Source organism: Candidatus Acidiferrales bacterium, assembly GCA_036514995.1.
Taxonomy (GTDB): Bacteria; Acidobacteriota; Terriglobia; order Acidiferrales; family DATBWB01; genus DATBWB01.
Genome location: DATBWB010000093.1, coordinates 1 through 11,333, shown reverse-complemented (window position 1 = coordinate 11,333; position 11,333 = coordinate 1). Strand labels below are relative to the sequence as shown.

The 11,333-nt window shown below is 59.9% G+C and carries 14 protein-coding genes and 1 tRNA gene; 3 read left to right on the top strand and 12 right to left on the bottom strand.

The features are described from left to right. The 10 genes from rsmH to ychF all read right to left on the bottom strand — a co-directional run. Window positions 1–675, bottom strand: a 675-nt coding sequence (rsmH, locus tag VIH17_06660) for a 16S rRNA (cytosine(1402)-N(4))-methyltransferase RsmH (GenBank protein ID HEY4682915.1), incomplete at its 3' end; no start/stop codon positions are given. Next, window positions 675–1,115: a hypothetical protein gene (locus VIH17_06655; GenBank protein ID HEY4682914.1), complete on the bottom strand. Its 441-nt coding sequence runs from the start codon at window positions 1,113–1,115 to the stop codon at window positions 675–677. The genes VIH17_06655 and rsmH, both read right to left, overlap by 1 nt. A 490-nt stretch (window positions 1,116–1,605) precedes the next feature. Continuing rightward, a complete protein-coding gene (locus tag VIH17_06650) occupies window positions 1,606–2,316 on the bottom strand; it encodes a DUF3106 domain-containing protein (GenBank protein HEY4682913.1) in 711 nt (236 codons plus the stop codon). Window positions 2,317–2,325: 9 nt separating this feature from the next. Then, window positions 2,326–2,850 carry a zf-HC2 domain-containing protein gene (locus VIH17_06645; protein ID HEY4682912.1) on the bottom strand — a complete coding sequence of 175 codons (525 nt, stop codon included), beginning with the start codon at window positions 2,848–2,850 and terminating at the stop codon, window positions 2,326–2,328. Further along, on the bottom strand, window positions 2,847–3,485 hold the full coding sequence (locus tag VIH17_06640; GenBank protein HEY4682911.1) for an RNA polymerase sigma factor: 639 nt from the start codon (window positions 3,483–3,485) through the stop codon (window positions 2,847–2,849). The genes VIH17_06645 and VIH17_06640 overlap by 4 nt, the downstream gene beginning before the upstream one ends. A 45-nt stretch (window positions 3,486–3,530) precedes the next feature. Further along, window positions 3,531–4,127 (bottom strand): LemA family protein, encoded by a 597-nt coding sequence (locus tag VIH17_06635; GenBank protein HEY4682910.1) that lies wholly within the window; start codon window positions 4,125–4,127, stop codon window positions 3,531–3,533. A gap of 133 nt (window positions 4,128–4,260) precedes the next feature. Further along, entirely contained in the window at window positions 4,261–4,968 is a 708-nt protein-coding gene (locus tag VIH17_06630) for a nucleotidyltransferase domain-containing protein (protein ID HEY4682909.1), read from the bottom strand. Between the two features lie 27 nt (window positions 4,969–4,995). Next, window positions 4,996–5,772, bottom strand: a complete 777-nt coding sequence (locus tag VIH17_06625; protein HEY4682908.1) for a TPM domain-containing protein — start codon at window positions 5,770–5,772, stop codon at window positions 4,996–4,998. Window positions 5,773–5,775: 3 nt separating this feature from the next. Further along, complete coding sequence (locus VIH17_06620; GenBank protein HEY4682907.1) at window positions 5,776–6,519, bottom strand: ZIP family metal transporter; 744 nt, start codon at window positions 6,517–6,519, stop codon at window positions 5,776–5,778. 2 nt (window positions 6,520–6,521) lie between these two features. Next, window positions 6,522–7,607, bottom strand: coding sequence for a redox-regulated ATPase YchF (gene ychF, locus VIH17_06615; protein HEY4682906.1), 1,086 nt, complete (start codon window positions 7,605–7,607; stop codon window positions 6,522–6,524). 515 nt (window positions 7,608–8,122) lie between these two features. Here ychF and VIH17_06610 point away from each other — a divergent pair. Further along, window positions 8,123–8,980 carry a prohibitin family protein gene (locus VIH17_06610; GenBank protein ID HEY4682905.1) on the top strand — a complete coding sequence of 286 codons (858 nt, stop codon included), beginning with the start codon at window positions 8,123–8,125 and terminating at the stop codon, window positions 8,978–8,980. A gap of 393 nt (window positions 8,981–9,373) precedes the next feature. On the opposite strand, the gene VIH17_06605 is transcribed toward VIH17_06610, so the two are convergent. Both VIH17_06605 and VIH17_06600 read right to left on the bottom strand, forming a co-directional pair. Next, a complete protein-coding gene (locus VIH17_06605; GenBank protein ID HEY4682904.1) occupies window positions 9,374–9,850 on the bottom strand; it encodes a DUF4149 domain-containing protein in 477 nt (158 codons plus the stop codon). A 66-nt stretch (window positions 9,851–9,916) separates the two neighbouring features. Then, window positions 9,917–9,993 (bottom strand) — tRNA-Val (locus VIH17_06600). Window positions 9,994–10,038: 45 nt separating this feature from the next. Here VIH17_06600 and VIH17_06595 point away from each other — a divergent pair. Further along, the gene (locus tag VIH17_06595; protein HEY4682903.1) at window positions 10,039–10,986 is read left to right on the top strand and encodes a MoxR family ATPase; all 948 of its coding nucleotides are present in this window, start codon (window positions 10,039–10,041) and stop codon (window positions 10,984–10,986) included. A gap of 62 nt (window positions 10,987–11,048) precedes the next feature. Then, window positions 11,049–11,333: hypothetical protein (locus VIH17_06590; GenBank protein ID HEY4682902.1), on the top strand; the 285-nt coding region annotated here is incomplete at its 3' end.

Here is an 11,333-nt window from a genome sequence, read left to right as displayed (position 1 = left end):
GGGGGGGGCCCGCCTGAGAAACTGCTCGAGCTCCTCCAGCTCTTGATTCACCGCAATCCGCAGCGCCAGAAACGTTTTTGTTGCGGGATGCAGTTTCTGCCTTCCCCTTGCTTTTTGGGCCCCCACCACAACTTGCGCCAGGCGGAGCGTGTCCCGAATCGGTCGCGCCCTCACAATCGCCCTGGCAATCCTTCTGGAATTCGTTTCCTCACCCAGCTCATACAGCAGGTCAGCCAGTTCCCTTTCGTCGGTCGTGTTGACCAGCTCGGCCGCAGTGATCTTCAGGCCCGGATCCATCCGCATATCCAGCGGCCCGGCCTCCTGAAAGGAAAACCCAAATTCGGGCCGCTCCAGTTGCAAGCTCGAAACACCCAGGTCAGCCAGTAAGCCGTCCACCGGGGGAAGTTGCAGCTCCCGGGCGACCTCGTCCACGCGACTGAACTCTGCTTGCACCAGCACTGCCCTCCCCCCGTAGCCTTGCAGTCGCTCCCGGGCAACCGCCAGCGCCCGGGGGTCTCGATCGATCCCGATCAACCTTCCCGTCGTCAGCCGGCTCAGAATCGCTTCGCTGTGGCCGCCGGTTCCCGCGGTCGCGTCCACGTAAGTCCCATCGGGCTTAACCGCCAGCCAGCCAATCACCTGCTCCAGCAAAACCGGCCTATGCCATACGACCACTACAGGCCCAGTTCGTCCAACGTCTTCTCATCATCTGTCGTGATCGGGTTCTTCTTGATCTCTTCCATAAACCGCTGGTGATTCCAGACTTCCAGATAGGTCAAGCAACCAAGGACATCAACCTCGCCTTTCATCTGCGCTGATTCGCGCAAGACCGCCGGAATCAAAACCCGCCCCTGGTTATCCATCGTCACAAGTTGGCCGAAGTAGTTGGCGCGATTCAGGAACTTACGCTTCGTCTTGTGGAAGCTGCCCAGTTGCGCCACCTTCGCCTCGATCCGGCTCCAGACTTCGTAGGGGTAAATCCGCACGTAGTCGCCGTTCAGACTGGTGACGTAAAACTGCCCGGAGTAGCCCTCTTTCATGGCCTTGAGAAAGACCACGGGAATCTTCAGTCGGCCTTTTTCGTCCACCTTCGCCGGATAGTTGCCGCGAAGCATGTCTTCCCACTGAGATCGGGCTCGGCTTGGGTCCCCGCCTCACCACAGCTTGACACTAGTTACCACTTCAACCCACTGTTGCCCACGGATTGTACGCGGGCGGAAAAGCTTGTCAAGAGAAAAATGAGGCTCCGGATGCCTTTTGCGAAAATTTTTTTCGGCTCCTGCTGATTTCAACGACCGCTTGGTGTCTGGTGCGCTCCAGCCACCAGATTTTGTATGGCCTGATTGGTATCAGAGACCGGAACCATAAAGGGAAAGGGAGTGGGGATCGAGCGGGGCCGCTAAAACAGGGAGCCGGCTTGCGGTTTCATTTTGAAATTCAGACGCAGGCGCCGGGGATGGCGCTCGAGCAAGCAGGCTGCGGAAGAAAGCTCAGCAACCGCATCCACGGGGAAAGGGTCCCCGTTGTCAGAAGGGACGGATCCAGTTGCGTTCTGGAGTGACTACTCTCGGCACCCTTTGGGGGAGCGGATGGCCCGGCAGCGGACTAAGGGCTTGGGTCGGCGGGTGGGGCAGCGCGGGGGCCGCCGAGATGGCTCAGGTCGATCAGGAGCGAGCGCTCCGGATCGCTGAGCCCCTGAGTGAATTCTGGGTCATGGAGGCGCAGTGCGCGCTCGTCGGGCGAAATGTCTCGCAGTTCCCGCAGTTTCCCGGCGAGCAGCCGGCGCCGCTCTGGATCGAGAGCTCGCCAGCGAGGAAAAATCTCTTCGCGGACTTTCCGGCGTTGTTCCGGGGTCAGGCCTTGCCATGCTCGTTGCCGGTTCAGCAGCATTTGTTGCCGTTCGGGTGGCAAAGCGTTGAAACGGCGGAATCTCTCCAGGATTACAGCTTGTCGCTCCGGGGGCATGCGACGAAAGCGTTCGTCGTTAACAATCACTCTTTCGCGCTCCTCCGGGGGCAGATCCTTGATGCGCTCCCAAAGCTGTGGCGCGACGCCAACCCCGCCGCGGTCAAACGGCCCTAGTTGCTGGCGAGGTCGAGGAAGCGGTCTCCCGCCCTCTTGGCGCCGCCGCTCTATCTCCCGCCTGCGCCGTTCCTGCTCGGCGCGATCGGTGGGGGGAGGCATGCGCTGCGCGCCCATTCCCGGGCGCCGGGGCGGCCCGTCCCGGCGGAGCCCTTGGGCTGATACCGACGGGATGAAAGACAAAAGCACGACCGCTAGCACCAGCCCGATGCTGACTTTCCGACTTCGACTCATAAGGTTTCCCTACATCTCCTTGCTGGACTGCTTTTGCGCCGGCAACTCCGAGAGAGCCTCGAAGCTATCCAGCATTTCGTAATCCTCCAGCACCGGCAAGTTCACAAGGAGTTTCAATTGCTCATCGGGGTTCGTCAACTCGCCGGCTTGCATTTGCACCGGGGCGAGCCCCCCGCCGGTCGGCGTCGCCCGCATTGGACTGTTCGGTTCTGGCATGCGCACGAGCACTAAGGCCAAGGCCAGCAGGGCGCCGGTGGCGAAAACCATCCGGAACTGCGGCACCAGCCAACCCCAAAGCGAACTCACCGTAACAGGCGCAGCTTGCAGGCGCTCCCGCAAACGCAGGCCAAAGGCAGGGGAAGCTTCGATGGCCGGCATCTCGTCGAGAGCATCCCAGAGCCGCTCAAACTCTTCGGCTCGCGAACGGCATGGGGCGCAGGCGGCAAAGTGTCGCTCGAGTTCTTCTCGCTCGGTGGCGCTCAGCCGGCCGTCGAGAAAGCCAATCATTCGATTTTCCAGGTCCGCGCAATTCATCTTGCACCCCCCGCTTTGTCCGGATGCACTGGGAACCCGGCCTCGTCCCTCCCGCAGGGGGGTTCGACGAGGGGCTTCAATCGTTCCCGTAGGGTTTCATAGGCCCGAAAGAGAAGCGATTTCAGGGCCGATTCCGAACAGCCAATAATCTTGGCAATCTCGGTGTATTCCATGTCCTGATACTTGTGGAGGAAAACGGCTGTCCGTTGCTTCTCCGGCAGCGCCCCGACGGCCTGGCGAATGGCCCGGGCCCGGTCCCGCTCCATCATATCCTGCTCCACCGTCGGCCGGCAGTCGGCAACCTGCGTGACCGGGAGGTCGCTTTGTTCGTCCGTTTCATCGGCGGCTACCTCAAGCGCCTTGGCCGCCCGACCATCCCGGATGGCATTGAGCGCCAGGTTGCTGGCAATGCGAAACATCCATGTCGTAAACTTGGCAGTGGGCTTGTAATCCTTCCGCGCGCGATAAACACGGAAGAAAACCTCCTGCGCCAGTTCCTCGGCTATCGCCCTATTTTGGAGCATGCGATAGAGGAAGTTAATGACCGGCGAGCGGTAGCGGGCCAGGAGCAGCTCAAAGGCTGTCTCATCGCCCTCCTTGACGCCAAGCATAAGCTGGACGTCAGTCGGCGCCATCACTCCCACACCTCGTTAAACCCTTATGCCATCAAAAAGTTGCGCCTATCGGCCGGGCGCAGGGGCGGGGACAGGCAGAAAGTTGACTTTAGGCGCCTCCCGGGAGCCTTCACTCGCCTGAAAGTAGGCGTCATTAGGTCGAAAGCCGGCCCAACCGGCGAAGATGTTGTTCGGAAACAGTTGAACAAAAGTGTTATACGCTTGCAGCGTCTCGTTGTACTTGCGCCGCTCGACGGCGATCCGGTTTTCGGTTCCGGCTAGTTCGTCCTGCAAGCGAAGGAAATTCTCGTTTGCTTTGAGGTTGGGATAGTTTTCGACGATGACCAGGAGCCTGCCCAGCGCGCCATCGAGCTGGGAGTTGGCTGCGATCCGGTCAGCGGGCGTTCGGGCAGCGTAGAGAGCGGCCCGGGCATTGGCAATGGCTTCAAAGACGGTCACTTCATGCTTGGCATATCCCTTCACTGTCTCGACTAGGTTGGGTATCAGATCGGATCGCCGCTGAAGCACCACGTCCACGTCCGACCACTGCGCCTGAACGGCCGTATTCAGGCGAACCATCTCGTTGCGCCGACCAATATACACGTTGGCGAAGGCAACCGCGACAATCGCCAGAATCACGAACACAATGACGGCTGTTTTCATCCCCTGACCTCCTCAAACTCGAAATAATCTATCATAGCCTCGGGGCAAAAGCCCCCGGCCCTCGAAAATCGAAATTCGAAAACCGAAAAACGGGTGTCGAATTTCGAGTTTCGAGTTTCCATAGGCACAGGCATCAAGCACGGCGGTCCAGCTCCTCGATGACCCGTTCAACCTGAGCCAGGTAATTTTCGAAAAGCGCCCTTCCCTCTGCCAGAGGAAAGCTGCGCCCGGTCTGGCGAATATCCAGCAGGGCAAGAAAGGGAGAGGCATCGAGGCCAAACGCGGCGGCGAGGGCGTCGAAAACTTCCCGCTTCTTTGCTGGCGCTGGCTGGCCAACTACGACCAGCACATGCCGAAAAAGCGCCCCAAAGGTAGAAACGGAGGCCAGCAGGAGCTGCTGCAATGCGCGCTGGCTGTGATGGCTGGCCATGTATTGCTCGCGGAGGCGAAGCAATTTGCTGCGCAACTCATGCTCGAGCTGGATGCGGTGGCGCTCCATCGGAACCACCATGGTTGCAAAAAGGTCATCGCCATGGAGGAGCTTGTGCTGCATCTTGATGTCGTAGAATTCGATCGGAAACACATCGGCGGAGCTGCGAATCTCTTCCTCCGTCAGCAGCAGCGGTGCCGGATGGCCTTTCTTGATCCACCAGCGCGCCACTTCGTTGCCCCTCTCAAGCTGCCCCACACCAAGCCGATGCAGCACGCAGAGTACGTTCAAATCCGAATGCTGCGGGTGGAAATCCCCGGCCGCTGCCGAACCATAGAGCACCACCGAGCGAAGGTCTGCGCCGAAGGCAGACTTGATCTTTTCCACGAGTCGGTCAACGTCTTCATTCATCGGAGACCCCTTTCACCGTACTCCACCTCACCAAGAGCCTGATGCTCCGCCTCCCCCGAAACTGCCCCCGCCGAATCCACCAAAGCCGCCCCCGCCGCTCCATCCCCCGCCGGTGCCGCCCCCAAACCATCCACCCCGCTGCCCTCGCCGGGCGGAGCCGCCAAGGAGCAGCCAGAACAACCATCCGATTCCTCCCCCGCCGCCCACAAGCAAAAGGAAGATCAGGAAAGCAAGGACTCCCAGCCACCTGGGCCCTTCCGGCTCTTCACGGGGAACCCGAATACGGCCCGGCGACTGGTAGTCCAGACGGGCGCCTCTGTCCCGTGCAATGATCTCAGCGATTTGGGAAGTGGCTTGAAGCAGAGCGGCGCCATAGTTTCCGCTGCGGAGGAGCGGCCGCCATTCCCGCTGGATGCTTCCGACGCGGCCATCCGGCAAGATGGGCTCCAGCCCGTAACCGACCTCGATACGTGACCGGCGATCGCCTATGGCTAGAAGAATCATCAAGCCGCGGTTATCACCCCTGTGCCCGACGCCCCAGCGAATCGCCAGCCGGTTCGTGAAATCTTCGATGGATTCGCCTTCAAGTGACGCAATCGTGACAATGGCAATCTGCGCGCCCGTTTTCCGGTCCACCTCCGCGCAAAGCTCTTCCAGCCGCCGCGCGCTTTCCCGGTCAATCACCCGGGCAAAATCGTTGACGTAGCCGGAATATTGAAATTGTTCCGGCGAGATCGCCCGGGAATCCGTTGAAAATGCCGGCAGGAGGGTAGCCACAAGAAGAATGGAGCGTGCTCGAAGCATGTCTTAGATCGGCGCCAGTCGCTTCAGCAGAAGCAGCAGCGCCAGCCCGATGAACACCACCACCGCCATCTTGACCCCCGGCTCGCGGTTGACTTCCGGCATCAAATCGCTGGCCGCTACGTAAATCGCTACCCCGGCCGAAAGCGGCAAACCATAACTCACCGCCGGGCGCACCCAAGCCATCAAGAGCACTCCCGTGAGGGTCGCCACACCGAGCGAAAGAGCGGAGAAGAATCCGGTCGAACGGCTTCGGCCGCTCGCCACCATCAACGACGCAAGGGTGAACCCTTCCGGGATTTTGTGCAGGAACACGGCAACGAAAATTACCCAGCCGAGCCAGGACGAGACAATAAATCCGGAAGCAATCGCCACCCCGTCAAAGAACGCGTGGATCGCCAGGCCCATCCAAGCGCTCAGGCTGACGGCTGGCGCAACCACGTGCTCGGTATGCGTCTCTTCGCCAAAGTGGAAGTGCGGGGTAAGCGTATGTTCGAAGAGGTGCACCAAAAAATAGCCAACCAGCGCCAGCACCATGCTCCGCTCGCCCACCAACCGAAAGCTTTCAGGGAGCATCTCGATCATGGCCGTGGCCAGCATGAAGCCAGCCCCCAGCGCGATAAAATACTTCAGGTACTCGCGCGACCAATGCCGCCAGACGATGATCGCCCCGCCCAGCGTGTTGGCCGCCGCCGCCGTCAGCCCCAGGCCGACGCTGATCCACATTCGATGTGTGATTTCCGCTTCCATCGTTATCCGCTATGGCGAAAATAAATCACGTCGCCATCTTCGACAATGTATTCCTTGCCCTCGAGGCGCAACCGCCCATGCTCGCGGGCCGCGGCGATGCTGCCCCATTCCGCCAGATCCTTCCAGGGCACCACTTCCGCCTTGATAAACCCGCGTTCGAGATCCGTATGAATGGCGCCGGCCGCTTTCAAGGCGTTGGTGCCGCGACGAATCGTCCAGGCACGGCACTCCACCTCACTGTAGGTCAGAAAGGACACCAGCCCCAGCAGGGAGTAGGTAGCATGGATCAGGCGCTCCAGCCCGGATTCTTTCAGCCCGTAGGCCGCCATCAGCTCGGCTGCCTCGGCGTTCTCAAGCTCGGCCAGTTCGGATTCCAGCTTGCCACAAACCGCCGCCACCGCCGTTCGCGGCCCGGCCTGCAATTTGGAGAGATTATACTTTTCCACCACCCGATCCACCTCGGGCGCGTCCTCATCCCCCAGGTTCATCACATAGACCATCGGCTTTTCGGTGAGGAACATGAAGCCGCGCAAGATGCGGGAATCATCTTCGCTGAAAGTCATCTCCCGGAGCGGCTTCCCCTGCTCGAGCGTGGCTTTCGAACGCTCCAAGAGGTGTAGTTCGCGCTCCAGTTCCGGATCCTTCGTTTTCTTTAGGTCGCGCGCGAGCCGCTCCATCCGTCGCGTCGCCACGTCGAGATCAGAGAGGATCAATTCCAGGTCAACATTTTCCGCGTCACGCAAGGCATCAATCTTGCCCGGGTCGTGCGGAATGGATTCGTCGCGGAAAAGCCGGACCACGTGCGCCAGCGCCTCGACATTGCGAATTTGATTGAAGTAGGCGGAATCTTTCTCCCTGCCTCCCGCCAGCCCCCCCACATCGACGTATTCGAGCGTGGCGTAAGTGAACTTCTTGGGTTTGATCATTGCGGCCAGTTTCCTGAGGCGCTCGTCCGCCACGCGGGCTACGCCCACGTGGGCTTCCTGCGTTCCCACGGCGTGCGGCTTCTCGACCAGGTGGGCATGCGTCAGTATGCGAAAAAGGCAGGTCTTCCCCACTCGGGGAAAGCCAATGATCCCGGTACGCAAGGAAGGTTCTCCAGCCGGGCACCGGCAGAAAGTCCGCGCCTGATGGTAGCACAACCCTGCCGGGCTTTCTTGAGCACCCTGCTAGTGCCGTTCCAACTACTGGGGGCTATTTCCCGTGAGTCCCGTCCCAACAAGCTGGTAGGGGCTCTTCCAGCCAAAGGTCTAATCCCGCATTTCCGTTTTCAAATTCCAGAGCTAACTGTATACTGACCTCCGACGCTGTTTGCGAGTATGCTGAGGATGATTGCGGCACTGCCCCTGCCGGACGGCTAGCAAAAACAGGAGCGAGGGCAATCTAGCTGCTCAGAAGTCATCCAGTGGGGATAAGTGTTAGCAGCGAGGCAGGTTGGAGGCGGGAAGCAGACCGGACAAGTCACCGGAACGGCCAAAACGAGCTGCCATGCCACCCCAACGAGGCCATGGCGATGTGAGCTTGCGTCGACAGGGCGACTGGCGTAAGCTTTGCGGCGAAGGGGAAGCCCAAATCGGAAATTCCGGATAAGAAGGAGGTAGCGATGGCCCAGGACTTTGGTCGCGAAATTGGAATTCCGCGAATTGAAATTCCGCCAGGGATGGGGAAAAAGATTGTCGTTCTTGGGATCGTAATTGTCGCCCTCGTTTTCCTAGCGAAAACCGTGGGCACGGTCGGCGCCGGGGAACGAGGCGTCTTACTGCGTTTTTCAGCCGTGACCGACACGATCTTCGATGAAGGGCTCTATTTCAAGATTCCTTTCGTGCATCAGGTAGTTCTGATGTCAACCCAGATTCAGAAATACACCGCTCCTGCCACCTCGTCTAGCAAGGATTTGCAGGTGGTCACCACCGAAGTCACCTTAAACTACCAGTTGACACCCAGCCAGACGGGGGAGATTTATCGCCGTCTGCGACGGGATTATGAAAGCCGGGTCATTCAGCCCTACATCCAGGAGGCGGTCAAATCTACCACGGCCAACTACAACGCGGAAGAATTGATCACACAGAGGCCCGCGGTGAAAAATGCACTCCAAGATTTGATGAGTGAAAGGTTAAGTCCACTTGGTATCGGCGTTGTCCAACTCTCCATCACCGACTTTCAGTTCTCAGGGGCCTTCCAGCAGGCCATCGAGGCGAAGGTGACAGCCGTCCAACAAGCCCTCGAGGCAGAGAACGCTCTCCGCCGCGTGGAGTTTGAAGCGAAACAGCAAATCACCCGGGCCCAAGCCGAAGCCCGGGGACTGGAGCTCCAAAAAGCCCAGGTGACACCGATGCTGCTGAGTTTGCGGCGAATCGAGGTGCAGAGCGCCGCCGTGCAGAAATGGAACGGCGTCATGCCCACCGTGGTCACCAGTGGAGGTCCGGTGCCCATGTTGGATGTTTTCAGAACCCAGCAGTGAAGCGATGACTGGCCATGCGGCCCCCGCCGGATGGACGTTTTGTCAAGTGTGCCCACCACGCTGATCCGCCCTTAGAACACTCTGGGAGATTCCCTCAGGGAATGCAAGGATTTTTGCGGACTTTGGTCACTGAGGACGCTCCTGCCAGTTCCAGTCTTGCGCGGATGGCTAGTAGGAGTGTGAGGATTTATCCCAATCCCGCCGTGCGGTATGCCGGGCCCGAAGCCCGGCGCTGGTAATACAGCTTGAAACGTTTTCTGCTCGCCCGATTCGGGCTGGCGGGCGAGGGTTCACCCTGAAGGTTCACCCTGAAGGGAGCGAGCCTGGACGGCGGCGAGGACGGCCGCTCCGTAAATCAGGCCTAATACATACGCTCACTAGGTTGGAACGGCACTAGGGCTTTTTGAGGTGGGCAAAGAGCGCGGCCAGTCCGAGCAGAAGCGTGCCCGCTTCCAACCAGACAGACCACCTGTGCAAGCGGTTGAACTCCACTCGAAGAGGACTGTCGGCCGGCGTTGCGTCGATACTCACCATTTCCCCACGGAGCGCAACCAGGCGCGGCGAGACAAACCACTGTGAGGCCATGGTCAACACCAACATCAAAACCACGAGCAGGTGACGAGGGGAGAGCACCCGCGGGGCGAGGGGCGCGACGGCGGACAATACAACCCCGCTGGCCAGATACAACAGGCCCGCAACCATGCCCATTTGGTGGAGGCGCGTCAGAACCAGCGACACGAGCGTCCCGGCTAGGTGGCGGCTGGGTAGCGCTGAGAATGCTGCCGGTGCCACAAGGAAGCTGAAGAAAACGATCGCCCCCAGCCAGAGCGTCAGGCTCAGTGTTTGCAAAAATCCCAGAAAGAAGATCATTGCCGCCTCGGAACCTTCAACTTTTGCCCGCTGGGATTTTCGGCTACAATGCTACCGGAACAAAAATGGTGGGCGATGTAGGACTCGAACCTACGACCTCTCCCGTGTGAGGGGAGCGCTCCAACCAACTGAGCTAATCGCCCACTGGTTAAAGCTTGTAGCATTTTTGATGCTGGGATTCAAGCCGCTTGGCTACTGAGGTTCATCAGCAGATTGCCGAGCTCCAACGAGCCGTCGGCACCGTCATCAAGGGCAAGGATGACGTTATCAAACTGGCATTCGTTTGCCTGCTCGCGCGCGGCCATCTTCTGATTGAAGACGTTCCCGGGGTGGGCAAGACGACTCTGGCGCAGTCGCTCGCCCGCTCGTTCAACTGCGCCTTCCACCGCATCCAGTTCACCTCCGACCTTTTGCCAAGCGATGTCATCGGCATCTCGGTCTATAACCCTCGCGACCAGGCGTTTGAGTTCAAGCGGGGACCGATCTTCGCCAACGTCGTGCTGGCCGATGAAATCAACCGCACCACCCCGAAGACACAATCAGCTTTGCTGGAAGCGATGAATGAGCATCAGGTCACCGTGGACAATCAAACCTATCGCCTGCCCCAGCCCTTCATGGTGCTGGCCACACAGAATCCCATCGAGCACCACGGAACCTATCCCTTGCCCGAATCGCAACTCGACCGCTTCCTGATGCGCATCCGCATCGGCTATCCCAGCGCCGAAAGCGAAAAAGAGGTGATCCGCAACCACACCGGGGGTGATCCGCTCGGCAACCTGAAGCCCATCCTGGAGGCCAGTGGCGTCGTCGCCCTTCAGAACGAGGTTCGTCGCGTGCGCGTGGACGAAGCGCTGATGAACTATGTCATGAAGATGGTCGAGCGCAGTCGCGCCAATGAGCACCTGAGCCTGGGCGTGAGCCCGCGCGGCGCGATGATGCTCTATCGTGGCGCGCAGGCCCTGGCGTTTGTCGAAGGTCGCGCCTACTGCCTGCCGGACGACATCAAGCGGCTCATCCTCCCGGTCTTTGCTCATCGGGTCGTTGTCTCCACCAAATATGTTTCCACGCTGAAGCGCACCGAGCAGGCGGAAGCGATTCTTCAGGACATCATCGAGAGCACCGAAGTTCCTCTCTGATTGCTCTTCCCACTGGGCGGCGTGATAAGATTCCTAGCGGCACGTAGTGGGAGCGGCATTCCATGCGCGAGGCAATCGGCTACTGGCTGGCCCGCATTGACACCCGGGCGTGGCGACGCTTTGGCACCGCCATCGCCGCGCTCATGATTGCCTTGCTTCTGGCGCTCTATTCCGGCGCAGCCGCGGAAATGGGTCACCTTTGGCTGGCCGCGTTGTCGGCTTCGGTGGCGCTTGCCCTGGCCGCGTGGGTGGGCATCACGATCGTGCCGACGCTTGCTCGCCGTACCTCGCTCCGCTCGCTCCTCTACCAAATCGATTACAAGGTGACGCGAGAAGGCATCCTCTAT